Genomic DNA, 24,058 nt, shown 5'->3' on the forward strand with positions numbered 1-24,058 from the left:
CAGTGGAGGGCGCCGGGTCTCGGCTCAGCGGTCGCCGGGGTTGATGGCGAGGACCTCGCCTTTGGAGAGCGTGAGGGCCAGCTCGCCACGCTTCAGTTTCAACGCATCCTCGCCGAAGAGCTGGCGCCGCCAGCCCTTGAGCGCGGGGACGTCCGGCTCGGCCTCGCTCGCGATGCGCTCAAGGTCGTCGGCGTCGGCGATCAGGCGCGGCGCCACGCGGTGGCGGGCGGCCGACGCCTTCAGAAGCACTTTCAGAAGCTCGATGGTCGCGGTTGCCTCCGCGGACATGGGCTGGTTGTGCGGCAGCGCCGGCAGTGACTTCGGGTCACGCTCGAGCCCGCGCTGGACGGCCTCGATGATCTCCTTGGCGCGCTGCGAGCGGGCGAACCCATCGCTCAAGGTGCGGAGCTCCGAGAGCTTCTCGGGCGTCGTCGGCTGCTGGTTGGCGATGTCGTAGAGCGCCTCGTCCCGCAGGATGCGCCCGCGCGGCACGTCCTGACCCTGCGCCAGGCGCTCGCGCCAGGCGGCCAGCTCGATCAGGACGGCGAGCGCCTTGCGGTTCTTGACGCGCATCTTGAGGCGCTGCCAAGCGTTCTCGGGATGACTCTCATACGTGGCTGGCGCCGTCAGCTCCGCCATCTCCTCGTCGAGCCAGGATTCGCGGTTTGTGATCTCGAGCTCCGCCTTGAGGTGCGTATAGATGTCCCGCAGGTGGGTGACGTCGCCGATGGCGTAGGTGAGCTGCTTGTCGGAGAGCGGCCGGCGGCTCCAGTCGGTGAAGCGGGAGCTCTTGTCGAGATCCCGACCAGTGACCTTCTTGACCAGATTGACGTAGCTCACGCTCTCGCCGAAGCCGCAGACCATGGCCGCGATCTGAGTGTCGAACACGGGCGCCGGGCTGAGGCCCGCCTCGGAGTAGACGATCTCGATGTCCTGGCGCGCGGCGTGGAAGACCTTCACCACGCGGCGGTCCGCCATCAGGGCGTAGAAGGGCTTGAGGTCGATGCCGGCCGCCAGCGGGTCGACGATCACCTCCTCCTTGGGCCCTGCGAGCTGGATCAGGCACAGGTCCGGCCAGAAGGTCTGCTCGCGCATAAACTCGGTGTCGACGGCGACGTATTCGCCGGCGGCAAGCCTGGAGCAGGTGTCTGAGAGGGCTGAGGTCGAGGTGATAACGCGCATTGCGGGACGTATATAGACGGCTGAGGCGGCTATCGCCAGCTCCTTAGCTCCTTGGCCAGGCCGGGCATTTTCCTGGGCTCGCCGCCCTGCGCGGGCGCCGTGCCGGCCAGGAGGCTCTGCCGCGGTCGCGGTCTGCCCGCCGGCGCCGGCCTGTGCCCTCATCCCAATAAAATATTCGTCGAAAGTGTAAATTCCGGTGGGCCGACGTCTAGTCAAGAAATCGCGCGTGATGTATAAATTTTCCCGGGTGCGGGTCGATTTCGAGTGCCGGCGATAAGCGGGTGAGGCAAGTCGGAATTTGACGCCGATTTCGGCGTCATTCCGGAATTTATTCGCTGTCGGTCGATTTCGCGAAGCTCCTCGGATGCGTGATGGTCAATGCCGCTTTCGTGCATGGCGGTGACCTCAAGTTCAGTGTTGCGGCCTCTTCGCGTGGCGTAGGAGTTTGGTGTGCAAGAGCTCGGCAGGCATCGGCCCGTCAGTGGCCGGCCCTCTGCGATTCAGCGCTATCTCTTTGAAGGGCAAGCCCTGGAGAGGGTGCCCAGCGGTGCTTCGGTTCAGCTTATCGCCCGCGATACGTTCGTCGCCGAGACGGCCGTGAAGATCGATCAGATGGGACTTGAGATGAAGTCCCTCAACCGCGAACTCGAACTTATAAAAAGCGACATTGCGGAGCTTCGCGACGAGGCGTCCCGTAGCTACCGCTTCTCCGAATTTCTCGACCGTGAGCATAAAACGCGGGCTACAAAGCTCGATGAGCTTTCGCGTAGATTTGATTATTTGAAATCCCGATTTGATACGATCGACGGAAATTCAAAAGGCGATTATCACGCTTTTCAGACTTTCGAGGCCGTCAGCCGGCGCTTGACCGAGCTTGGCGTGCTCGAGCGCGAGTTCCGGGATGTCTCCTGGAAGCTGAAGCTCAGCGTCGGCCTGTTCGCTCTGTCGCTGCTCGTCTGGCTCGCGGTGCTGACGACCGGTTGACCGGACCGGATGGGCCATTGAGGCAGGTTGCGTGAGATTTCCCCGGGGCGCCGGGAAGGCCGTCGCGCCTCCCGCCTTTGCCTCTTTCTCCGTCGTTCACAGCCGGGCCAGCCGGGCCTCCCCAAAGCCTTGACTTTGGGGGGGCGTCATGCGCTTTTCCGCCACTTCGAACCGGTTCTCAGGCGGATCTCAAGGCACATGGCAGCGCGTAAGAAAGCGGCGGCGGGCGAGAGCACGGCGGATGCGGGCGGCGGCAAGCCGCATCGCTACCGGTCGCATACGTGTGGGGCGCTCAGGAGCTCCGACATCGGTGCCACGGCGCGGCTTTCGGGCTGGGTGCACCGCGTGCGCGACCACGGCGGCGTGCTGTTCATCGACTTGCGCGACCACTACGGGCTGACGCAGGTGGTAGCCGATCCGGACAGCCCCGCCTTCAAGGCGGCGGAGGCCGTGCGATCGGAATGGGTGATCCGCGTGGACGGCCTCGTGCGTGAGCGTCCCGCGGGCACGGCGAACCCGGAGCTGCCGACCGGCGAGGTCGAGGTCTATGCAACCGAGATCGAGACGCTCTCCGAGGCCAAGGAGCTGCCGGTCCCCGTGTTCGGCGAGCCCGACTACCCGGAGGACCTGCGGCTCACCTACCGTTTCCTGGATCTGAGGCGCGAGACTCTGCACGCCATCATCATGAAGCGCCTCGCCATCACGCGCTCGATCCGCGGGCGCATGCACGAAGCGGGCTTCAACGAGTTTCCGACGCCGATCCTGACTGCCTCGTCGCCCGAGGGCGCGCGTGACTTCCTGGTGCCGTCCCGCATTCATGCCGGCAAGTTCTACGCCCTGCCGCAGGCGCCGCAGCAGTACAAGCAACTCCTCATGGTCTCGGGCTTCGATCGCTACTTCCAGATCGCGCCCTGCTTCCGCGACGAGGATCCGCGCGCCGACCGGCTGCCCGGCGAGTTCTACCAGCTCGACGTCGAGATGAGCTTCGTCGAGCAGGAGGACATCTTCCAGACCATGGAGCCGATCCTCACCGATCTGTTTGAGGAGTTCGCAGACGGCAAGCGTGTCGACCGCGGCTGGGCGCGCATTCCCTACGACACGGCGATACAGAAGTACGGCACCGACAAGCCGGACCTGCGCAATCCGATCGAGATGCAGGACGTGACCGAGCATTTCCGCGGCTCGGGCTTCAAGGTGTTCGCCGGCATGATCGAGAAGGATCCGAAGGTCCGCGTGTGGGCGATCCCCGCGACGGGCGGCGGCAGCCGCGCCTTCTGCGATCGCATGAACGTGTGGGCGCAGAAAGAAGGCCAGCCGGGGCTCGGCTATATCTTCTGGCGCGAGGAGGAGGGTGCGGCCGGCGCCGGTCCGGTGGCGAAGAACATCGGCGCGGAGCGCGCAGGCGCCATCCAGGCGCAGCTCGGGCTCAAGACGGGCGATGCCTGCTTCTTCACGGCAGGCGATCCGGCGCGCTTCTACAAGTTTGCGGGGCTCGCCCGCGACGATATCGGCCGCGAGCTCAAGCTCGTCGACGAGGGCCGCTTCGCGTTTGCGTGGATCGTCGACTTCCCATTCTACGAGTGGAACGAGGACGAGAAGAAGATCGACTTCTCGCACAACCCCTTCTCCATGCCGAAGGGCGGGCGCGAGGCGCTGGAGGCGGCCGAGCGGGATGGGCGCGAGGCGCTGCTCGCGCTCAAGGCCAACCAGTACGATGTCGTCTGCAACGGCTACGAGATTGCGTCTGGATCCGTGCGCAACCATAGCCCGGAGACGATGGTCAAGGCGTTCGAGATCACGGGGCTGGGGCGCGCCGAGGTCGAGGCGCGCTTCGGCGGTCTTGACCGTGCCTTCCAGTATGGTGCGCCGCCGCATGGTGGCATGGCGGCGGGCATCGAGCGCATGGTGATGCTGCTCACCGGCTGCACGACCGTGCGCGACGTCGCGCTTTTCCCGATGAACCAGCAGGCGAACGACTTGCTCATGGGCGCGCCGTCAGAAGTGTCGCCGAAGCAGCTCCGCGAGCTTTCCATCCGCGTGGTTGCGCCGGAGAAGAAGTAGGTCCTTTAGGATTCTTGCGGTCTCTGGTTGCACTGCGGCTCCGGCCGGCGAATAGATGCAGCAGCGGTCCCTTCTCCGTGCTATGGTTACAAAAAGGGTCCGAGGGCCAACAGATGAGAATTCTGCTTATTGCGATCGGGTTGTGCGTGGCTGCGACTGCTGCGAGCGCGCAGTGGGGCCAGGGCGGGTGTCGCGGCTCCGGCATGTCGTGCGGCAAGCTGAATTATTATTGCAGTCTGGGTAGTCAGACTCCGTACTCGGTCCGCAAGTATTGCGGGCCGCGCAAGTGGCGACAACAGCGTGGCTACGGTGGCGGTAGGCTTTCGGACCGAGAGCTGCGCTACTACTGCAGCCTAGGAGATCAGACTCCGTATTCCATGCGCGACGATTGCGTCCGCGCGGGGTACTGGTGAGCGCGTCGCGCGCGGATCAAGGCTAGCGTCCGCCCAGGCCGAGGCCGTCAAGGTAGATCAGGACGGCAGCTTCCAGAAGCTCCTCCGCCTGCATCGGGATCGGACGGCGTGCGCGGTCGCCGCGGGCGAAGAGCGCCGCGATCCCATGTGAAAGCGACCAGATGTGCAACGCCATCATCAAGGGCGGCGGTCGGCGGTCCTTGGGCAGCGTGGCGATCAGCGCTTCGCAAGCCTCACGTAGCACGCCGAACGCGCGGTCGCCTTCGGCGCGGACCTCCGGGTAATCCGAGAGCGAGAGGCCGGATTCGAACATGGCCGAGAAGTACGCCGGCTCTTTGCTGGCGAAGCCGAGATAGGCTGCCCCAAGGCGGTTAAAGGCTTCGCGCGGGTTCGGGCGGCCGCCGTCCCATGCGCGTGTCAGCGCCTGTGTGAATGTCTCGAAGCCGCGCTTCGCCACGTCGGCGAGCAGGGCATCGCGGTCGCGGAAGTGGCGGTAGGGTGCCGCCGGGGAAACGCCCGCGGCGCGGGCGGCCTCGGCAAAGGTGAAGCCGGCCGGACCCTTCTCGCGGATCAGGTCGAGCGCGGCCGCAATCAGAGCCTCGCGCAAGTTGCCATGGTGATAGCCACGACGCTCGCCGGGGCCGCGGTCCTTGTGCCAAGTCATGCGGGAGGTTGTAGCCTATTTGCCGTCGACGGGCAGCAGGCAGCGAGCACGGGCGGTCCGTAAGGAGGGAAAAGGTGACGGTGATCTATGTCGATGCCGATGCCTGCCCGGTCAAGGAGGAGGCCTTGCGGGTGGCCGACCGGCACGGCCTGGCCATCGTCTACGTCTCGAATTCCTGGATGCGCCTGCCGGAAGGCGCGAACGTGCAGCGTGTCGTCGTGACGGATGGACCGGATGCGGCGGACGACTGGATCGCGGAGCGAATCGTCAAGGGCGACATTGCCGTGACGGCGGACATTCCTCTTGCGGCGCGCTGCCTCAAGGCCGGTGCGCAGGTCATCGGCCCGACCGGCAAGCCGTTTACGGACGCGAGCATCGGCATGGCGCTCGCCATGCGCGATTTATCTCGGCATCTTCGCGAGACGGGCGAAAGCCGCGGGTTCAACGCGTCCTTTGCGCGACAGGACCGCTCGCGGTTTCTCGAAGCGCTGGAGCTCGCCGTGCAGAGGGCAAAGCGCGCGTAAGCAGGTCAGCGCTTGACGGCGCGCAGCTCCTCGGCAATGCGGGCCGACTGGGACGGCCAGCTCGCCGCGAGCCAGTCGTCGGTGCCGAACAGCCAGTACCAGAACCGGTTGCGACGGTAGTACCGCTCGACCGTGACCTTGTGCATCTTGTCGACGGTCGCCGACAGCGCCTCGAGCATCTCGATCGGCTTGCCTGCTGCCTTCTCGAGAATGTCGATGCGGGCGGCCAGCGATGCGAACGCGTTGGCTGCACCCTGCGCCTCGCTGTCGAGGGTGGTCGCGAGCGCGTGGTGGTCGGAGTGGACCCGCGACAGACCGTCGTGCACCTCGCTCAGATCCTGCGTGATGTTCTCCGCGAGGGTCGCGAAGCCTTCCTGGTTGCGCTCGGCGATCCGCTCAAGGAGCTCGCGCAACTCCGCGCGCTCCTGCGAGGCACGCGCCGCATGGGTGGCAAGTGCCTCCTCCAAGGCGCCAAGGCGGCGGTGCGTCTCCGCGAGGCCGTCGGTCTGCGCGGCGTGCTGGGCGTCGCGCGTCACGGTCAATGCATTCAGATGCTCGATGATCGGGCTTGATACCGATGCCGAGATCTCGCCGGGCTGACGCTCGATGGCCGCCGCCAGGGCCTGGACGCTACCGGACAGTGTCCGCTCCGCTGCCTCGACGGTTTCGAGGCGGCGCAGGAGAGGGCCGATATCGGTTGCGGGCTTCTCGGCCAGGGACTCGACGGCGGCGCGTGTCACCGAGATCTCGGCTTGCAGCGCGCGCTCGAGCAGTCCGAGGCGATCCTGCAGCGCTCCGAGGTCTCCATTGGGCGCTCGGGAGTGGAAGGCCTGCTCCAGGCTTTGGAGGCGATCCCCGAATACGGCCTGGATCTTCTCCTGCGTGATGCCGCCGAGGCGTGAGGTGTCTTCGCGCTGTGCCATGAGCTCTCGCTGCAGATCTTGCAGCACTCCCGATAAGAATTTGCGTTCGTTTGCCAGTTCGATGGTGAGGGTGCGGAGCGACTGCTCGATGGCGTCGATCCGCGCGTGCTGGTTGGCGGTCGCGACGTCTGCGGTGGAGACGCGCGGGGGGTAGGATGCGGCCGGGCCGTTGCGGTAGCGCTCGCGGTAGGCCTCGACGTCAAGAGTGGATTCGGCCGGCCGGGCCGTTGGCGGAAAGAGCCGGAGGAGCGGCGAGAACTCCGTCGCGCCCTCGAGCAGGACATGGACCAGGTCGGCGACGCCGGCCGGCGCCTGGCGGCGATAGGCAAGGGCCGCGGCCAGCCGCAGGATCTCCTCCACGGCTTCCGCGCGCCGCGGGTTCGTCTTGCCGCTGCCGTGCGCGGCGGGAATCTCCGTCGCGATGGCGGTCGCGGCCTCGCGGCGCAGGCCGGCCGTGCGCACGCCGCGGGCTTCGAGCAAGTCCGCCGCCTCGTCGATGCGGGTCAAGGCGTAGATCAGGTGCTCCACGCGCACCTCGGTGGCGCGGTGGGCGGAGGCCACGTCGTAGGCATGGTTGCAGCAGTCGAGCAGCGCATCGTCGACCCAGATGGGCGCGCCGCGCGCCGCGCTCGCCGTCGCACGGGCTCTTGCCGACGCCACGAACGGATCCGCGGGCTGGGAGATGGCGAGGTCGCCCGGAGTTGCCTGAGGCGTTCTCAGGTCCAGATCGTCGCCACGGTAACCCATCCCCTACTCCCCTCACGCGACGCGGCTTTCGTCCCGTGCCCGCCGTTCCCCCGGCTGGTCCGCAGCCTCACCGCTCCCGTCGGTCAGCCGCAATGTTTCCGCGCAGAAAAACCATACCCTCTAACGTTACCGGGCGCGAGAGGCGGCGTCACAGGCCGGAGAATTTGGTAAACATTGCGATGGATCGGATTCGCCTCGGAATTTGCTTCGGGACCGGGTCCGTTCGATCCTTGCTGCCGGCTGAGCCAGGATGTTGGCCTCGGGCGCTGCCATGACGACGTCAGAATCGCGCGTAAAAATCGAACCCTGCCAAAGGGAAAGACCTGTGACCGTGCTCGTCAACCGATGCTCGCGACAAGGGGCGCCGCGCCTTTCCGGCGCCGCGATGGCGCTCGCCGTTGCGGTCTTTTTGAGCGCTGTCGCCGGCGAGGCGCGGGCGGCGCCGGGTGATGCCAAGCCCTACGACGATAAGCTCATGCGGCTCGCCGAGATCCTTGGTGCGGTGCACTATCTGCGGGAGCTGTGCAGTGCCAACGACGGACAGCTCTGGCGTGAGAAGATGAAAGAGCTCATCGACACGGAAGGCGGCACGGCCATTCGGCGCGCGCGGCTGACGCGCAGCTTCAATCAAGGCTACCGCAGCTATCGGCGCACCTACGTCACGTGCACGCCGACGGCACAATCGTCCATCGAGCGCTTTCTCGCCGAGGGGATTCAGATCGGAGATGGCCTGGTCAACCGATCGCCCTGAAACTCAAACTGAATCGCAATCGCGCCCGGCACACCTGCCGATCGTCGGTGAACTGTCGAATGAAGCAGAAGTAGCGTGCAGTTTACTGTGAATTGCTGCAGCATCTAGTCGCGTGAACTGCCCGTGATAGGTGTAGTTTCGCAAGATAGAGAATCGTGGGCGCGGGGGTTCGCCGCCGATCTCGTATTGGCTTTGGGGGAAGGACCGCGATGGAAGCTCATTTCGATTTGAACACGTCCGAAGATCTCAGTTTTCGGGCGTTGAGTCTTATACTTGCCGCCTGGGACGAGGGGACCGAGAGTGGCGTTGCGCCGGAGCAGATGGCCTATGCGGCCTTGTTCACGGCCTTGACGGATCTGGTGTCGCTCTACGGCGAGGATGCCGTGAAGAAGCTCGCAGGCGGGCTTGAGCGGCGGATCGACATGGGCGAGTTCACGCTCGATCGCAACGTCCAATAGGGATCGGTGTCCGCCGCGAGGCGGCGTGCTAAACAGATGGCGGAGCTGCCGTGCGGGCTGCTCCGCCGTTGGTGTCTCAGGGGTGCGTCGGCGTCTCGGATGGGCTCGCGGCCGTGCCTGCTCAGGTCAGCGTCTTCAGCATCACCTCACCGACGAGCAAAGCGCCGAAGCCGATCAGCAGCACGCCCGCAACGCGGTTCGTGTAGGCCAGATGCCGCGTGCTGAAGCGATGGCGCAGGCGGCCAATCAGGTGCGACAAGCCGAGCCACCACAGGAAGCTGCCGGCCATGATCGAGGCCACCATGGTCAGCGCGTCGATGTGGCTGTCCACCTCGACGAACGTGCTCACGCCGCCGAAAATGGCGAACAGGCCGAGCACGGCGCCCGGATTGGTGATGGTCAGGAGGAAGGTCTTGGGAATATCCCAGGCGTAGTCGCGCAAGGAGGCTGCGCCTTCCATCTCGGTCTGCACGCTGCCAAGGCGCGGGGGCGCCACGTAGAGCCTGATGCCGAAGGCGATCAGCGCCAGCCCGCCCACGATCTGGATGGCCTGGCGATGGTATTCGATGGCGCCCGAGATGGCGCCGACGCCGAGACTCGCGAACAGTGCGATGAGGCCGTCGCCCAGCGTGGCGCCGATGCCGGCAGCAAGGCCGCCCCAGAAGCCGCGCTCGATGGCGCGCTGGATGCACAGCACGTTGACGGGGCCGACCGGAGCCGCGACAAGAACCCCGATCAGAATTCCCACTGGGATGATGAGGAGGTTGGGGACTAGCTGCATGCGCGCCACCGCAGCGACCGCGCTCTGTCGAGTTCCGGCATTGCACCTCGAGTGGGACCCGGCCGTGCCGGGTCAAAGGAAGGACCAGTAAGCCTCATGGGTTACGAGCAGAGAGCGCTCCACTTCGCTCCCGATGGGAAGCTCGGCGCTTGCGGTGCCCGTCCCGCGGCTCAGAAACGTGTCTCCACAAATGAAATGCGACGGCCGATCAGGGATCGCCGCCCGTGTGCTGCTCTATTGGTAACGGCGGCGTTTTGCCTTGTCCATGGCGATTGCCTGCGGGCTCCGGCGCTGGCCGGGGATAAGGAGACGGCGGTTGCTGCAAAGGCCGCGCCGAGGGAAAGGGCGTTTCACGGTACGTTGCCGCAAAGCGTCATCGACATGCGCGAGCAGATCCTCGCCGCCGTTCATGCGGGCGACGTGGCGGAGCTCAAGGACGCCATCGAGTGGAACGAGATCCCCCCGGACTTCGGTGCCGCCGCCCGTGACGATCCGATTGCATATTGGAAACAGAGTTCCGCCGACGGCGAGGGGCGCGAGGTGCTCGCCGTGCTCGCCAATCTGCTGGCGCTGCCCCCGGCGCGTCTCGCCATCGGCAAGGACCCCGAGAACGCGCTCGTCTACGTCTGGCCGTATCTCGCCGAGCTGCCGCTCGACGGCCTGACACCGGCGGAGGAGGTGGATCTCCATCGCATTATGCCCGCGGCGGCGGCCAAGGAGGCAAAGGCCGCGAAGAAGTGGACGTGGTGGCGGATCGCCATCGGCGCCGACGGAACCTGGCATACGTTTCGCAAATACGACTGATCGACAGGTGCCGGACGCTATGCCGCGGGTTTTCGAGGGGCGGGGTTCGCTGCCATATTCGATGGATATTTATGTCCATTGTTATCAATGGATTCCGGCCGGCGGGTGTACGGGGCTGGAAGCTTCGTTATAGTGCGCCTATGTCGTCAGGGGCCGCCGACAGCCGGCGATCTCGAGGTTGCGGTTTCAGAGGTGCGTAGCATGTTGGGTTTTCGACTTTCCGCCCTGCTCTTGGGGGCGGGTTTCGTGGCTTTCGGTGTCGGAACGCCGGCGTCGGCGCAGGGCATCGGCCAGTACGGATTGTGGGGCGAGCCTCCCGAGCGTAGCAGCAGAGGCGTGCAACCTTCGTTCCTCGGCGCAGCGCCGGCGGTGGCCGGCAAGTCCGTGGCACTCGCCTCGGGTGGGGCACGGCCGTCGATCTCGGCGCGTGCGCCGCAGACCATCGCTTTCCAGAATGGATTTCAGCCGGGCTCGATCGTGATCGATACCGCGGGGCGCAAGCTCTACTACACGCTGTCGCGCAGCAGCGCCTACGTCTATCCGATCGCAGTCGGCAAGCAGGGCTTCGCGTGGACCGGTGTCGAGCGCGTGTCGCGCATCGAGGACTGGCCGGACTGGATCCCGCCGGCCGAGATGCGCCAGCGCATGCCGAAGCTGCCGGTCCGCATGACGGGCGGACTCAGGAACCCGCTTGGCGCCAAGGCGATCTATCTCGGTAACACGCTCTACCGCATCCACGGCACGAACGATTCGAAGTCGATCGGGTCGGCGTCGTCGTCGGGCTGCTTCCGCATGCACAACGAGCATGTCGTGCACTTGGCGAAGCACGTCGATGCGGGGACGGTCGTGTACGTCATGCGTCGCCTGCCGAAGTCCGGCACCGTTATGCCGCCGGGCGGCTACCAGGAGGTGAAGACGCCGCCGCCGGCCGAGGCCGCGCCTGCCGCGGAGGCGCCTGCGGCCGCGCAGGCCCAACCGGCCGAGCCGCAGGCTCCGGAAGCCGCACCGCCGGTTGAGGTCCCGCCCGCGGAGCAGCCGGCCGATCAGGGGATCTAGGCCCGTCTCGCCTTCGCCCCGAAGGGCGGAAGAGGGACGTTGTGCCCTGCGACGTTTGGGGCAATCCCGGGGGCGTTCCTCGGGTGCCCCGCCTCGCGTATAGACGGGCTGCGCCGCTAGGCGCCCGTGGACGGGCGCAGCAATCCGGTGGTGCCTGGGCGCCAACTGCAATAAAGTGCGATTCTGACCACCACGCGGGTCGATGTCCCGCGGGTTAAGACGCGCACACCGCTTATCGCAACTGGGCGCTTATCGGACAAACGAGGTCAGACCAATGAGCAACGCCATCTCTCTCGAGCTTCTGGCCTTCAACCTGAAGCTCCTCGGACGCCAGCGCCGCAAGAACCTCTTGATCAGCGCCGGGCGGCCCGAAGACAAGAAGCGCATGCTGCCCGCCATCCGGCGCATTCTCACGCTCGACGTCGAGCTCTATGCGACGCCGGGTACGTACCGCTTTTTCAAGGAGCACGGCATCGGCAGCACCGAGATCCACAAGATCACGGACGGGCGCTCGCCCAACATCCTCTCTTTCCTCAAGGCCAACCGCTTCGATCTCGTCATCAACGTGCTGACGGGCGACGAGGACTACGACGAAAGCTCGGACGCCAGACTCATCCGCAAGCTCTCGATCGAGAACGGCATCCCGCTGATCACCGACGCCGACGTCGGCATCGCCACGCTCGAGCAGATCATCATCGACGCCGAGCGCGGCACTTACCGCTACCGTCTCGCCGACGACAGCGAGCCGTGGAACCTGCGCCTGCGCTTCCTCGCGGCGGCCGAGCGTCTCGGCGGTCTTGCCAACCATCATGCGCACTTCGACAAGGCCTACCTCATCACGCACGAGAACCTGCGCTTGAGCCAGGTCGACATGCAGAAGAAGTGGGAGCTCTATCGCTACCTCAAGGAGAACTACACGCACGACGATCTCGTCGAGCGCATCAGCCGCGGCCTCGAGGCCATGATCCAGCAGGGGGTGACCTACTGCCGGACGATGGTGGATGCCGACAGCACCGTGGGGCTGCTGCCTATCAAGGCGGCGCTGGAGGTCAAGAAGCGCTACGCGGACCGCATCCAGTTCGAGGTCGGCGTGCAGCCGCTGCAGGGCGTGCTCGATCCCGCGTCCTTCACCCAGTATGCGGAAGCGTGCGAGTTGGCCGACTACTGCGGAGGGCTTCCCTCGCGCGACCGGCCGACGCCCGAGAAGCATCTCGACGTCGTCCTGTCGCTGGCCAAGAAGCTCGGCAAGCCGGTCGACGTGCACATCGACCAGGAGAACAATCCGCTCGAGGACGAGACCGAGCTCCTGGCCGAGAAGACCATCGAGCACGGGATGCAGGGACGCGTGTTCGGCGTGCACGCCATCTCGCTCTCGGCCAAGGAGGATCGCGAGCAGGACCGGATCATCGAGAAGGTCAAGCAGGCGGACCTCGGCATCATCATCTGCCCGTCGGCGGCGCTCAGCATGAAGCAATTGCCGATGACGGCGCCGCTGCACAACTCCATCGCCCCGTTCGTCAAGCTCAGAGATGCTGGCGTGCGCACCTACCTCGGCGTTGACAATGTGCATGACCTCTTCATGCCGATGGTGGACGGCGACATCTGGACCGAGTGCCGGATGCTGATGGAGACGACCCGCTTCTACGACATCGACGCCGTGGCCGAGTGGGCCTGCCAGAAGCCGATCCAGGCCAAGGTGCAGCCGGCGGCGGCCGTTACCCCGATCGCGGCGGCACGGGCCGGCGAGAAGGAGCCGGCAAAGAAGCGCGCGGCAGGCGGGCGGCGCGGGCGTTGACGCCCGCTTCCGGTATGTTGGAGGCTGCGTTCCGCCGATGGTAGCGCCGCTGGTTCAATCGCTCTTGATCCAATGCGGGCGGCGTGCTCGTTGAAGCTTGCGTGGGTGCCGGCCGTCCATGCGAAGCATGGCTCCGCCATGACGCTGGCATGACGGAGCCTTGGGCTAACCGAGTTACTCCAGCCTCAACGTCATCCCGGCGCACGCCGGGATCCACGCAAGGTTGCCAAGGGCGGGCCGGCAGTGGTTCGCGAGACGTGCGTTTCTGGAAGGCCATGGGAATGTCCTCCGCGGTGGTGCAAGTAGCGGTGCTCGAGGATCGCGGCGTGGTCTCGGTCACCGGCCCGGATGCCGAGAAGCTGCTTGCGGGCCTCATTACCAACGACATGACGCTGCTCGCGGATGCGCCGGCGCTCTATGCGGCGTTGCTCACGCCCCAAGGCAAGATTCTGTTCGACTTCCTTGTCGTGAAGACCGAGGGCGGCTTCCTGCTCGATACGGTGCGCGACAAGGCCGGTGAGCTCGTCAAGCGGATCTCCATGTACAAGCTGCGCGCCGACGTGCAGATCCGCGACGTGTCTGCGGATTTCGTTGTCGCCGCGGCATGGGGCGAGGCGCCTCTTTCGCCGGGTGGGGCAGCGGGCGCGCATGTGTTCGCCGATCCACGCCTCCCCGCGCTAGGCGACAGAATCGTCGCTGAGGCGCGATCCGCCGACGCCGCGCTCGCGGCGATCGGGGGAAACTCCGTATCGTCTGCGGCCTATCACGCGCACCGGATCGTGCTCGGCGTACCGGAGGGCGGACGCGATTTCGCGTACGGCGATACCTTCCCGCACGAGGCGCTGCTCGATCAGCTCCACGGCGTGTCGTTCACGAAGGGCTGCTTCGTTGGACAGGAGGTCGTGTCGCGGATGCAGCATCGCACCTCGGTGCGCAAGCGTGTGGTGCCGGTGCTCGCCGATCAGGCGCTGCCGGCCGGTCCGCTGCCGGTGCTCGCCGGAAAGGCGGAGATCGGGCGGCTTGGTTCGGTGGCCGGCGCGCGGGGGCTTGCGCTGCTCAGGCTGGACCGGGTGGCGGAGGCGCGCCGCGATGGCATCGCTCTTGTGGCGGGTGGCGTGGCGCTCCGCGTCGAGCTCCCGGCGTTCGCGACATTCAAGATCGGGGCGCCGCATGAAATCGCGTGAGACGGCCAAGCTCGTGCGCTGCCCATGGGCGGGGATCGAGGATCCGCTCTACGCGCGCTATCACGACGAGGAATGGGGCGTGCCGCACGCCGACGAGCACCGGCTGTTCGAGAAGCTCGTGCTCGAGGGCTTTCAGGCCGGGCTGTCGTGGATCACGATCCTGCGCAAACGGGAGGCGTTCAGGCGCGCGTTCCATCGCTTTGATCCGGCGCGGATCGCGCGCTATACCGAACGCGACGTGGCGCGGCTGATGGCGGACGAGGGCATCGTGCGCAACCGCATGAAGGTCGAGGCGACGATCGACAACGCGAAGGCGTATCTGAAGCTCAGGAAGACGCGGACGCTGGCCTCATTCCTGTGGGAGCAGGCGGGCGGTGAGGCGGCGCCGAACCGGCATGAGGCGTTCGGTGACGTGCCCGCCTCGACGGAGGCCTCGCAGCGGCTTTCGAAGGCGCTCAAGATGGCGGGCTTCCGGTTCGTCGGGCCGACCACGGTCTACGCCTTCATGCAGGCGACTGGCATGGTCAATGATCACCTCGTCGGCTGCCCGCGTCATGCGGTGTGCGCCAAGCTGCAGCGCGCGTTCGTGCCACCGTCGATCTGATGACCATGGGCACCTCCGAAACCAATCCCAGGCGGACAGCGTCACCGCGCAGTGATGACGTCTCGCGCGCTCCGCGCGCGTGGCAACGCATGCTTTCGGGGCGGAGGCTCGACCTTCTCGATCCGTCGCCGGCCGACATCGAGATCGAGGACATCGCGCATGGGCTGGCTCGGGTGGCGCGGTGGAACGGCCAAACGCAAGGCGCGCATGCTTTCTCCGTTGCGCAACACTCGCTTTTGGTGGAGGAAATTGCCGCCGTTTTAAATCCTGGTTGGAATACCAAGTTACGGCTTGCCGCCCTTTTGCACGACGCTCCCGAATATGTGATTGGAGATTTGATCAGTCCGTTTAAAACGGCCATCGGGCTAGATTACAAGGCGTTCGAACTCAAGCTGCTCGAAGCCATTCATGTGCGGTTCGAGCTACCGGCGCAGTTGCCGGAAACGATCGGTGTGGAGATCAAGCGCGCCGACCGAGTCGCTGCGTTCTACGAAGCGACTGGGCTTGCGGGCTTTTCCCGCGAGGAAGCCCTCATTTTTTTTGGAGAGCCGGAAGAAACGAATTTGACTCTTACGCAACGCCTTCTCGCGCTCTCGCCGATGCCTGCGGCTGATGCGCAGCGGCTCTTTCTCGAACGTTTCGTGGCCCTCACGAACGCACGTTGACGCGCGCTTGCAGCGTTTGATTGATCATTCGATTTTTATTCCATCTTGCGCGAAGAATATCTTGCTCGACCGGTTCCGAAAATCGCCATGATCCGTGTTTAGCCGGCACAATATAGGAGCTTGTGCCATGGTCGCAGATATGAACTTCAAGCGTCGGGTTCACGAAAGAGATCCCGAAGCAGAGACGTCTCACGTGGCCGCCTCGCGCAGCGAGCCCGCCAGCGTGGAGATCGGGCTCAACGCGGCCATCGTCGCCGTGATCGACGACGAGCCGGTGGTGCTCGTGATCCGCGGCGAGCGCGAGGCCGTCGACGGGCTGCCGTTTGGCCCCTTCTCTCCGGTCGCGCATCGGACGCTCGAGAGCGGCCTGCGCACCTGGGTCGAGGAGCAGACCGGGCTCGGCCTCGGCTATGTCGAGCAGCTCTACACATTCGGAGACCGGGGACGTCACGCCGAGCCGGGCGATGCCGCGCCGCACGTGGTCTCGATCGGCTACCTCGCGCTCACCGAGACGGGCCACGCGCGCGACCTGCAGCACGGCTCGTGGCGGAGCTGGTACCAGTATTTCCCGTGGGAGGACTGGCGGAAGGGCAAGCCCGAAATTCTCGCGGCCGAGATCGAGCCGCGCCTCAGGCAGTGGGCGCAGAGCCCCAGCTCGCGCTCGGCACCCGTGCGTCCGGTGCCAAGAGAAGACCGCATCCGTATCTGCTTCGGCCTCGACGGCGGCGCATGGGACGAGGAGAAGGTCCTCGATCGTTTCGAGCTGCTTTACGAGGCCGGCCTCGTCGAGGAGGCACGCCGGGACGGGCGGGAGGCTGCATCGGCGTGGGGAAGCGCCTTGCCGCGGCTTGGCGCGCCGATGCAGTTTGACCACCGGCGCATTCTCGCGACCGCCATCGGTCGCGTGCGCGCGAAGATCAAGTATCGGCCGGTGATCTTCGAGCTGATGCCGGACGACTTCACGCTGTTCGAGCTGCAGAAGACGGTGGAGGCGATCCTCGGGCCGCATCTGCACAAGCAGAACTTCCGTCGCCTCGTCGAGAGCGCGGGGCTGGTCGAGCCCACGGGCGAGGTCAAGACGCAGACTGGCGGACGGCCGGCGAAGCTGTTCCGGTTCCGCCGCGAGGTGGTGCTCGAGCGGCCGGCGCCGGGCGTGCGCGTCAAAGCCGTTCGTGTTTGAATTGTCCGCGAACGGTGCGCGGGGCCTTTGCAGCGGAGCTGCAATTTATTTCGGCATTGGCCTGGAAAATCGTGCGCGCCTCAACTAGATTTGTTTCAGGCGTTCTATGCTCCGCTAGAGCATAATAAGGGGAACCATAGAGGTCCAAGAGCGTAGGAGTGACTGGCCTAAGGCGGCCGGTATTTTTCAGGGCCCTCATATACTCAAGTCGAGTATATGATAGCTTGGAGGTGAAAAATGGCGCTTCGTTCAGCCCATTCGGCGCTTGCGCTTTCCCAGCCCCAGCCGGCGGCTGCCTGCGCGCCGCGTGCGCGTACGGTAGATCCCGTCACGCCGCCGCTGGCGTTCACGCCGGCGCTCAAGCGGGAGATGGCGCCGCTCTACGAGCGCGTGAAGCATGTGGTGACGCCGATGGAGTGGGTACACTACGCGCCCCTCGTCAAGGCGATCAACGAGCTCAAGGCGAAGCGCAATGCCGTTATCCTGGCGCACAACTACATGACGCCGGAGATCTTCCATGGCGTGGGCGATTTCCGCGGCGATAGCCTGCAGCTCGCCAAGGAGGCGGCGCGGGTCGAGGCGCAGGTCATCGTGCAGGCCGGCGTGCACTTCATGGCCGAGACCTCGAAGCTCCTCTCCCCCGACAAGACGGTGTTGATCCCGGATCCGCTCGCGGGCTGCTCGCTTGCATCCTCGATCACGCCCGAGGACGTGCGCGCATTGCGCGCCGCCTATCCCGGCGTGCCGATCGTCACCTACGTCAACACCAGCGCGGCGGTGAAGGCCGAGTGCGATATCTGCTGCACGTCTTCGAACGCGGTGAAGATCGTCGAGAGCCTGGGCGTGCCGCGTGTGCTGCTGATCCCGGATCAGTACCTCGCCAAGTACGTGCAGACCAAGACGAAGGTCGAGATCATCGCCTGGAAGGGGGCGTGCGAGGTGCACGAGCGCTTCACGGGCGAAGAGATGGAGACCATGCGTGCGGCCGAGCCCGGCCTCAAGATCATCGCGCATCCCGAGTGCCCGCCGGACGTCATCCAGGCGTCGGACTTCACGGGCTCGACGGCGGCCATGATCGACTGGGTGAAGACCAAGCGGCCGGCCAAGGTCATGCTCGTCACCGAGTGCTCGATGGCATCGAACGTCGCCGCCGAGGCGCCGGACGTCGAGTTCATCCGGCCGTGCAACCTGTGCCCGCACATGAAGCGCATCAGCCTCGAGAAGATCTACGAGGCGCTGCTCTACAACCGCTACGAGGTGACGGTCGATCCGACCGTCGCGGCCAAGGCGCGCCGCGCCGTCGAGCACATGGTCGAGGCGTCGGCCTGACGCATGAGAGGCGCGCGGACGTGAGCGCCCGCGCGTTCCTTTTTTGGGTGCTTCCATCGGAAGCAGTTGGGGAGGTCCGCTGATGGACTTCGATAGCACCCGTCTCGCCCGGGGCTTCGCCGATCCTGCCGACGTGCTCGGATCCGGCGACATCGTGATTATCGGCGCCGGGCTCGCCGGTCTGTTCACGGCCCTGCGGCTCGCGCCGCTGCCGGTCACGGTGGTGGCGGCGGCTCCGCTCGGCGAAGGCTCCTCAAGCGTATGGGCCCAGGGCGGCATCGCGGCCGCCGTGGGCGAGGGCGATGCGCCGGAGCAGCACGCGGCCGACACCATCGCCGCGGGCGGCGGCATCGTCGATGCGCACGTTGCGGAGGTCGTCGCGTCGGAAGCGCCGGCGCGCATCGCCGATCTCCTGCGCTACGGAGTGCCGTTCGACCGTGACCTCGCCGGGCATTTCGTGCTCTCGCGCGAGGCGGCCCATTCCAAGCCGCGCGTCGTGCGCGTATCGGGCGACCGCGCCGGCGCTGCCATCATGCAGTCCCTGATCGCGGCGGTGAAGCAGACGCCATCCATCCGCGTGCTTGACGGCTACGAGGCGCTGGATCTCATTCTTGAGGCGGGATCGGGCGGCAGCGACCGCGTCTCCGGCGTGCGGCTCGTGCGCACCGAGGCGAAGGGGACCGGAACGTTCGACTTCATGCCGGCGAGCGCCGTCGTGCTGGCCACGGGCGGCGCGGGCGCGCTCTACTCCGTCACCACCAATCCGATCTATGCGCGTGGCGAGGCGATCGCGTTTGCCGCGCGCGCGGGCGCGCTGATCGCGGACGCGGAGTTCGTGCAGTTCCATCCGACGGCCATCGACGCCGGGATCGATCCGGCGCCGCTTGCGTCGGAGGCGTTGCGCGGCGAGGGCGCGACGCTGATCAACGGCGCCGGCGCGCGCTTTATGCTTGCGCTCGATGAACGGGGCGAGCTTGCGGCCCGCGACATCGTCGCGCGCGGCGTGTTCGCGGAGATCGCGGCGGGGCGCGGCGCGTTCCTCGATTGCCGCGATGCGATCGGCGCCGCCTTTCCGCAGGCGTTTCCGACCGTCTATGCGCATTGCCGCGCGGCGGGCATCGATCCCGTCACGCAGCCGATTCCGGTGGCGCCGGCCGCGCACTACCACATGGGTGGCGTGGCGACCGACCTCTTCGGACGCACGTCGCTCGAGGGGCTGTGGGCCGTGGGCGAGGTGGCCTCGACCGGGCTGCACGGGGCCAACCGGCTGGCGTCCAACTCGCTGCTCGAAGCCGTGGTGCTTGGCGCGCGCGCGGCCGACGACATCGGCCGCCTGGTCACGAGCGAGATGGCACATCCCACTGCCCGGACCTACCGCACGGGGCCGGAGCGGCCCATCGATGCCGCGCGGCGCGCGAGCCTCGTCGGCCGTCTCAGGCAGACGATGAGCGTGCACGTGGGCGTGGTGCGCAGCGGCGCCGGGCTCGTACAGGCGCTCACGTTTTTGCGCGAGATCGGCGAGGAGGCGGGCTGCGACCGCATGGTCGTCAACATGGCGCTGGCGGCGGAGATCATCACCGGGTCGGCGCTCCTGCGCACGGAAAGCCGCGGCGCGCACTACCGCTCGGACTTTCCGGAGCCCGAGGCCGCGCTCCAGCATCGCAGCGCTGTCACGCTGCGTGAGATCCGCGCCATCGGCACGCGCAGCCGCAAGTCCGCGGCGCCCCGCTGTTGCGAGGAGCTTTCCACGTGACGGAAGCGACGTTCGACGGCGGCCTGCCGCGCATCGTGATCGCGCGCGCGGTCGAGCAGGCGCTGGCCGAGGATCTCGGGACGCGCGGCGATATCACGACCGATGCCACGGTTCCTTTCGATGCAACGGCCGAGGCGACGTTCGGTGCGCGCCTCGCCGGCGTGATCGCGGGGCTCGCAGTTGCGGAGGCGGCGTTCCAGGCAGTCGATCCGCGTGTGGGGTTCGAGGCGCTGGTGCGCGACGGCGATCAGGTTGCGACCGCCGCCGCGGTGGCGCGTGCGCGTGGGCCGGCGCGGGCGTTGCTCACAGGCGAGCGAGTGGCGCTCAACTTCCTCTGCCACATGAGCGGCATCGCCACGCTGACGCGGCGCTATGTCGATGCGGTCTCCGGAACGCGCGCGCGCATCGTCGATACGCGCAAGACGACGCCGGGGCTGCGTGCGTTCGAGAAGTATGCCGTGCGCGCCGGCGGCGGGGCCAATCACCGCTCGGGCCTCCACGACGCCATCCTGATCAAGGACAACCATATCGTGGCGGCGGGCGGTGTTGCGCCGGCCATCGCCGCGGCGCGGGCGCATGCCGGGCATATGGTCAAGATCGAGGTCGAGGTGGGCAATCTCGATGAGCTTGCCGCGGCGCTCGCGTATCCGATCGATGCCGTTCTGCTCGACAATATGGATGTGACGGTGCTGCGACAAGCGGTGGCGATGGTCGCTGGCCGTGTGCTGACCGAGGCTTCCGGCGGCGTCACGCTCGAGACGGTGCGCGCGATCGCCGAGGCTGGGGTCGACCTCATTTCGGTCGGCGCGCTCACGCATTCGGCGCCGATCCTGGACCTGGGTCTCGATTTCACCGGCCCGTGACCGGGTCATGGGTCATAACAAGCTTGATTTTGCCGCAGTTGCCCGACATGTCTCGCAGCGGAGCCGGGCGCGGGAAAACGGTGAAGGATGGCATCCGTATGATCACGGGAATCGTAATCTGGGGTCTGGCGGCGATGGTGGCCGCCGCGCTGGCCGGATTCGTTGCCGGTTGGAAGAACCGCGACTACTCGTTTTGGATGGCGTGGAGCTTCCTCTTTCCTCCGGCGCTGTTCTGGCTCGTTCTGATGCCGAAGAAGCAGGGACCCCGCCCGCGCCGTCCGAGCCTCGATGAGCTCGACCGCATGGAGAACCGCGACCTGCCGCACTGACGCCAGTCGACATCGTGTCTTCGACGCATTTTGCGCTGGGTCCCGGCTCTGCGCTCCGGCTTGCTCCTCCGCTTGGCCGGGATGACAGTTGGCGTCGTGCGTACCCGTGTCATCCCGGCCGAGCATAGCGAGAGCCGGGACCCAGGGCGTGTCTGACGACGTCGCGGCTCAGCTCGCGAGCTTGGCGCGGATGGCGGCCTGGGCGGCGGCGAGGCGCGCGACCGGCACGCGGAACGGCGAGCACGACACGTAGTCGAAGCCCGCTGCGTGGAAGAACGCGACCGAAGCCGGGTCGCCGCCGTGCTCGCCGCAGATGCCGACCTTCAACTCCGGCTTTGTCGCGCGTCCGCGCTCGATGCCGATGCGCACCAGCTCGCCCACGCCTTCCTGCTCGAGGGAGACGAACGGATCGTTCTCGTAGACACCCTGCGTGGCGTAGGCGGTGAGGATCGGTGCGGCGTCGTCGCGGGAGAGGCCGAGCACCGTCTGCGTGAGGTCGTTGGTGCCGAACGAGAAGAAATCCGCGCCGGCGACGCCCTCGGCGATCTCGTCGGCCTTGAGGCAGGCACGCGGCAGCTCGATCATGGTGCCGATCTTGTAGGCGAGGCGTGCGCCGGTCTCCTTCTCGACCGTCTCGGCGGTAGCGCGGATGACGCCGGCCAGGATGTCGAACTCGCGCCGATAGGCGACGAGCGGGATCATGATCTCGGGCTCGACCGTGGCGCCGAGGCGCTTCTCGGTCTCGATGGCGGCCTCGAAGATAGCGCGTGCCTGCATCTCGGTGATCTCGGGATAGCGGATGGCGAGGCGGGCGCCGCGCAGGCCGAGCATGGGGTTGAACTCCGAGAGCTCGGCGATGCGCGCGTGCAGCTTCTCGACGGAAATTTCGAGCGCGGCCGCGACGGTCTCGACCTCCCGCTCCTGGCGGGGCAGGAACTCGTGGAGGGGGGGATCGAGCAGGCGGATGGTCACCGGCAGCTCGCCCATGATCTCGAACAGCTCGACGAAGTCGGCGCGCTGGACGGGTAGGATCCGCGCCAGGGCCGCGCGGCGGCCGGCCTCCGTGGTGGCGCAGATCATCTCGCGCATGGCGAGGATGCGCTCGGCATCGAAGAACATGTGCTCGGTGCGGCAGAGGCCGATCCCCTGGGCGCCGAAAGTGCGAGCCTGCTTGGCATCCTTGGGCGTGTCGGCGTTGGCGCGCACGGCAAGCCCGCGCGCATCGTCCGCCCAGGCGATGAGCCGTGCGAAGTCGCCCGAGAGCTGCGGCTGGCGCATGGGCACGGCGCCCAGGTAGACGCGGCCGGTTGCGCCGTCGATGGTGATCACGTCGCCCGCCTTCAAGACCTTCTGGCCGACGGTGAGCGTCTCGGTCTTCTCGCTGATGCGCAGCGCGCCGGCACCGGAGACGCATGGTACGCCCATGCCGCGCGCCACCACGGCGGCGTGGCTCGTCATGCCGCCGCGCGCGGTCAGGATGCCGGCCGAGGCGTGCATGCCGTGGATGTCCTCCGGGCTCGTCTCGGCGCGGACCAGGATCACGTCGCGGCCCAACTGCTTCTGGCGCTCGGCCTCGTCGGAGGTGAACACGATCTGGCCGGCCGCGGAACCGGGGGATGCGGGCAGGCCGGTGGTCAAAAGCTCCTTTTCCGCGTCGGCGTCGATGGTCGGATGCAGGAGCTGGGTGAAGCCTGACGGGTCGACACGCAGCACCGCCTCCTCGCGCGTGATGACGCCTTCCTCGGCGAGATCGACGGCGATCTTGACGGCGGCCTCGGCTGTGCGCTTGCCGGAGCGCGTCTGCAGCATCCAGACCTTGCCGTTCTGGATCGTGAACTCGATGTCCTGCATGTCGCGGTAGCGGTTTTCGAGGGTGGCGAAGATGAGCTTCAGCTCATCGAAAGCGCCCGGCATCTCCTCCTCGAGCGATGGGTTCGGGTCCTCGGCCTCGCGGCGCGCCTTGATGGTCAGCGGCTGCGGCGTGCGGATGCCGGCCACCACGTCCTCGCCCTGGGCGTTGACGAGATACTCTCCGTAGATCTCGTTGGCGCCGGTCGACGGGTTGCGCGTGAAGGCGACGCCGGTCGCGGAGGTGTTGCCCATGTTGCCGAACACCATGGCCTGCACGTTGACGGCCGTGCCCCAGTTGTCGGGGATGGCGTGCAGGCGGCGGTAGGTGACGGCGCGCGCGTTGTGCCACGAGCCGAACACGGCGCCGATGGCGCCCCAGAGCTGCTGGCCGGTATCCTGCGGGAAGGGCTTCCCGATGGCGTCCTCGATCGCCTTCTTGTAGAGCGCGATGATCTTCTGCCAATCGTCTGCGCTGAGCTCCGTGTCGAAAGCGTAGCCGTTGAGGTTCTTGTAGTTGTCCAGGATCTCCTCGAACACCGAGTGGTCGACGCCGAGCACGACGTCGCCGTACATCTGGATGAAGCGGCGGTAGCTGTCGTAGGCGAAGCGGTCGTCGCCTGAATGGCGCGCGAGGCCGAGCACGGTACGGTCGTTGAGGCCGAGGTTCAGAATGGTGTCCATCATGCCGGGCATGGATGCGCGTGCGCCCGAGCGCACCGCGACGAGTAGCGGGTTGTTCTCGTTTCCGAACTCGCCTCCAGTCTCCTTGCCGATGCGCGCCAGCGCATCCTCGACCTGCGCGGCGAGGTGCTCCGGCAGGCGGCGGCCGTTCTCGTAGAACAGCCCGCAGACCTCGGTGGTGATCGTGAAGCCCGGGGGTACAGGCAGGCCAAGGCTCGCCATCTCAGCGAGGTTGGCGCCCTTGCCGCCGAGCAAGTTCTTCATCGCGGCGCTACCTTCGGCCTCGCCGGCAGCGAAGTAGTAGACCCATTTGGGCGCCGCATCGGGGGATGGTCGAGCCAACGGCAAAGTGCGCCTCTCTCTGGAAAAATATCGCTCGCAGAACGCCGGGCCCAAGCCGGCGGCGGGACTGTCGCACAGGCGCGCCCGTGCGCCAACACTACCTTTGACTGCGCCCGCTCGATACCGCACTCTCG

Annotated in this window: 21 protein-coding genes; 16 read left to right on the top strand and 5 right to left on the bottom strand. The window is 66.6% G+C overall.

The features are described from left to right. Positions 1 to 24: 24 nt before the first annotated feature. The gene (rnd, locus tag IT540_RS16175; protein ID WP_291180225.1) at positions 25 to 1,182 is read right to left on the bottom strand and encodes a ribonuclease D; all 1,158 of its coding nucleotides are present in this window, start codon (positions 1,180 to 1,182) and stop codon (positions 25 to 27) included. Positions 1,183 to 1,632: 450 nt separating this feature from the next. Here rnd and IT540_RS16180 point away from each other — a divergent pair, with 450 nt between their 5' ends. Then, a complete protein-coding gene (locus IT540_RS16180) occupies positions 1,633 to 2,166 on the top strand; it encodes a hypothetical protein (protein ID WP_291180227.1) in 534 nt (177 codons plus the stop codon). A 198-nt stretch (positions 2,167 to 2,364) separates the two neighbouring features. After that, entirely contained in the window at positions 2,365 to 4,227 is a 1,863-nt protein-coding gene (gene aspS, locus IT540_RS16185; RefSeq protein ID WP_291180230.1) for an aspartate--tRNA ligase, read from the top strand. Between the two features lie 435 nt (positions 4,228 to 4,662). Here aspS and IT540_RS16190 read toward each other — a convergent pair whose 3' ends face one another. Next, complete coding sequence (locus IT540_RS16190; protein ID WP_291180232.1) at positions 4,663 to 5,304, bottom strand: TetR/AcrR family transcriptional regulator; 642 nt, start codon at positions 5,302 to 5,304, stop codon at positions 4,663 to 4,665. A 74-nt stretch (positions 5,305 to 5,378) separates the two neighbouring features. Here IT540_RS16190 and IT540_RS16195 point away from each other — a divergent pair, with 74 nt between their 5' ends. Then, positions 5,379 to 5,828 (top strand): YaiI/YqxD family protein, encoded by a 450-nt coding sequence (locus tag IT540_RS16195; protein WP_291180235.1) that lies wholly within the window; start codon positions 5,379 to 5,381, stop codon positions 5,826 to 5,828. Between the two features lie 5 nt (positions 5,829 to 5,833). Here the strand turns inward: IT540_RS16195 and IT540_RS16200 are convergent, their stop codons facing one another. Continuing rightward, on the bottom strand, positions 5,834 to 7,498 hold the full coding sequence (locus tag IT540_RS16200; RefSeq protein WP_291180238.1) for a Clp protease N-terminal domain-containing protein: 1,665 nt from the start codon (positions 7,496 to 7,498) through the stop codon (positions 5,834 to 5,836). Positions 7,499 to 7,823: 325 nt separating this feature from the next. Here IT540_RS16200 and IT540_RS16205 point away from each other — a divergent pair, with 325 nt between their 5' ends. Both IT540_RS16205 and IT540_RS16210 read left to right on the top strand, forming a co-directional pair. After that, positions 7,824 to 8,249: a TIGR02301 family protein gene (locus IT540_RS16205; protein WP_291180241.1), complete on the top strand. Its 426-nt coding sequence runs from the start codon at positions 7,824 to 7,826 to the stop codon at positions 8,247 to 8,249. A 209-nt stretch (positions 8,250 to 8,458) separates the two neighbouring features. After that, entirely contained in the window at positions 8,459 to 8,707 is a 249-nt protein-coding gene (locus tag IT540_RS16210; protein ID WP_291180244.1) for a hypothetical protein, read from the top strand. Positions 8,708 to 8,828: 121 nt separating this feature from the next. Here IT540_RS16210 and IT540_RS16215 read toward each other — a convergent pair whose 3' ends face one another. Continuing rightward, a complete protein-coding gene (locus IT540_RS16215; RefSeq protein WP_291180247.1) occupies positions 8,829 to 9,488 on the bottom strand; it encodes a LysE family transporter in 660 nt (219 codons plus the stop codon). 381 nt (positions 9,489 to 9,869) lie between these two features. On the opposite strand from IT540_RS16215, the gene IT540_RS16220 reads away from it, so the two are divergent. From IT540_RS16220 to IT540_RS16270, 11 genes are all read left to right on the top strand, one after another. Continuing rightward, positions 9,870 to 10,292, top strand: a complete 423-nt coding sequence (locus IT540_RS16220; protein ID WP_291180250.1) for a hypothetical protein — start codon at positions 9,870 to 9,872, stop codon at positions 10,290 to 10,292. A gap of 201 nt (positions 10,293 to 10,493) precedes the next feature. Further along, the gene (locus IT540_RS16225) at positions 10,494 to 11,348 is read left to right on the top strand and encodes a L,D-transpeptidase (RefSeq protein ID WP_291180253.1); all 855 of its coding nucleotides are present in this window, start codon (positions 10,494 to 10,496) and stop codon (positions 11,346 to 11,348) included. Positions 11,349 to 11,622: 274 nt separating this feature from the next. Then, entirely contained in the window at positions 11,623 to 13,143 is a 1,521-nt protein-coding gene (locus IT540_RS16230; protein ID WP_291180256.1) for an amidohydrolase family protein, read from the top strand. A gap of 257 nt (positions 13,144 to 13,400) precedes the next feature. Further along, positions 13,401 to 14,327: a folate-binding protein gene (locus tag IT540_RS16235; protein WP_291180258.1), complete on the top strand. Its 927-nt coding sequence runs from the start codon at positions 13,401 to 13,403 to the stop codon at positions 14,325 to 14,327. Then, entirely contained in the window at positions 14,314 to 14,931 is a 618-nt protein-coding gene (locus tag IT540_RS16240; RefSeq protein WP_291180265.1) for a DNA-3-methyladenine glycosylase I, read from the top strand. The genes IT540_RS16235 and IT540_RS16240 overlap by 14 nt, the downstream gene beginning before the upstream one ends. Before the next feature lie 89 nt (positions 14,932 to 15,020). Further along, positions 15,021 to 15,596, top strand: a complete 576-nt coding sequence (locus IT540_RS16245) for an HD family hydrolase (RefSeq protein ID WP_291180384.1) — start codon at positions 15,021 to 15,023, stop codon at positions 15,594 to 15,596. Between the two features lie 127 nt (positions 15,597 to 15,723). Next, the gene (locus IT540_RS16250; RefSeq protein ID WP_291180278.1) at positions 15,724 to 16,776 is read left to right on the top strand and encodes an NAD regulator; all 1,053 of its coding nucleotides are present in this window, start codon (positions 15,724 to 15,726) and stop codon (positions 16,774 to 16,776) included. Positions 16,777 to 17,013: 237 nt separating this feature from the next. Next, on the top strand, positions 17,014 to 18,105 hold the full coding sequence (gene nadA, locus IT540_RS16255) for a quinolinate synthase NadA (protein WP_291180288.1): 1,092 nt from the start codon (positions 17,014 to 17,016) through the stop codon (positions 18,103 to 18,105). An 82-nt stretch (positions 18,106 to 18,187) separates the two neighbouring features. Continuing rightward, positions 18,188 to 19,858: an L-aspartate oxidase gene (locus tag IT540_RS16260; RefSeq protein ID WP_291180298.1), complete on the top strand. Its 1,671-nt coding sequence runs from the start codon at positions 18,188 to 18,190 to the stop codon at positions 19,856 to 19,858. Beyond that, complete coding sequence (nadC, locus tag IT540_RS16265; protein ID WP_291180301.1) at positions 19,855 to 20,721, top strand: carboxylating nicotinate-nucleotide diphosphorylase; 867 nt, start codon at positions 19,855 to 19,857, stop codon at positions 20,719 to 20,721. The genes IT540_RS16260 and nadC overlap by 4 nt, the downstream gene beginning before the upstream one ends. 98 nt (positions 20,722 to 20,819) lie before the next feature. Further along, positions 20,820 to 21,050 carry a hypothetical protein gene (locus IT540_RS16270; protein ID WP_291180303.1) on the top strand — a complete coding sequence of 77 codons (231 nt, stop codon included), beginning with the start codon at positions 20,820 to 20,822 and terminating at the stop codon, positions 21,048 to 21,050. Between the two features lie 168 nt (positions 21,051 to 21,218). Here IT540_RS16270 and ppdK read toward each other — a convergent pair whose 3' ends face one another. Then, entirely contained in the window at positions 21,219 to 23,924 is a 2,706-nt protein-coding gene (ppdK, locus tag IT540_RS16275; RefSeq protein WP_291180313.1) for a pyruvate, phosphate dikinase, read from the bottom strand. Positions 23,925 to 24,058: the final 134 nt, after the last annotated feature.

Source organism: Hyphomicrobium sp., assembly GCF_020852195.1.
Lineage (GTDB): Bacteria > Pseudomonadota > Alphaproteobacteria > Rhizobiales > Hyphomicrobiaceae > Hyphomicrobium_C.

What these genes read in the sequence shown, in the direction of transcription:
- rnd (WP_291180225.1), bottom strand. Translation starts at nt 1,182, where the DNA reads ATGCGCGTTATCACCTCGACCTCAGCCCTCTCAGACACCTGCTCCAGG.
- aspS (WP_291180230.1), top strand. Translation starts at nt 2,365, where the DNA reads ATGGCAGCGCGTAAGAAAGCGGCGGCGGGCGAGAGCACGGCGGATGCG.
- IT540_RS16190 (WP_291180232.1), bottom strand. Translation starts at nt 5,304, where the DNA reads ATGACTTGGCACAAGGACCGCGGCCCCGGCGAGCGTCGTGGCTATCAC.
- IT540_RS16200 (WP_291180238.1), bottom strand. Translation starts at nt 7,498, where the DNA reads ATGGGTTACCGTGGCGACGATCTGGACCTGAGAACGCCTCAGGCAACT.
- IT540_RS16210 (WP_291180244.1), top strand. Translation starts at nt 8,459, where the DNA reads ATGGAAGCTCATTTCGATTTGAACACGTCCGAAGATCTCAGTTTTCGG.
- IT540_RS16215 (WP_291180247.1), bottom strand. Translation starts at nt 9,488, where the DNA reads ATGCAGCTAGTCCCCAACCTCCTCATCATCCCAGTGGGAATTCTGATC.
- IT540_RS16220 (WP_291180250.1), top strand. Translation starts at nt 9,870, where the DNA reads ATGCGCGAGCAGATCCTCGCCGCCGTTCATGCGGGCGACGTGGCGGAG.
- IT540_RS16225 (WP_291180253.1), top strand. Translation starts at nt 10,494, where the DNA reads ATGTTGGGTTTTCGACTTTCCGCCCTGCTCTTGGGGGCGGGTTTCGTG.
- IT540_RS16230 (WP_291180256.1), top strand. Translation starts at nt 11,623, where the DNA reads ATGAGCAACGCCATCTCTCTCGAGCTTCTGGCCTTCAACCTGAAGCTC.
- IT540_RS16240 (WP_291180265.1), top strand. Translation starts at nt 14,314, where the DNA reads ATGAAATCGCGTGAGACGGCCAAGCTCGTGCGCTGCCCATGGGCGGGG.
- IT540_RS16245 (WP_291180384.1), top strand. Translation starts at nt 15,021, where the DNA reads ATGCTTTCGGGGCGGAGGCTCGACCTTCTCGATCCGTCGCCGGCCGAC.
- IT540_RS16250 (WP_291180278.1), top strand. Translation starts at nt 15,724, where the DNA reads ATGGTCGCAGATATGAACTTCAAGCGTCGGGTTCACGAAAGAGATCCC.
- nadA (WP_291180288.1), top strand. Translation starts at nt 17,014, where the DNA reads ATGGCGCTTCGTTCAGCCCATTCGGCGCTTGCGCTTTCCCAGCCCCAG.
- IT540_RS16260 (WP_291180298.1), top strand. Translation starts at nt 18,188, where the DNA reads ATGGACTTCGATAGCACCCGTCTCGCCCGGGGCTTCGCCGATCCTGCC.
- IT540_RS16270 (WP_291180303.1), top strand. Translation starts at nt 20,820, where the DNA reads ATGATCACGGGAATCGTAATCTGGGGTCTGGCGGCGATGGTGGCCGCC.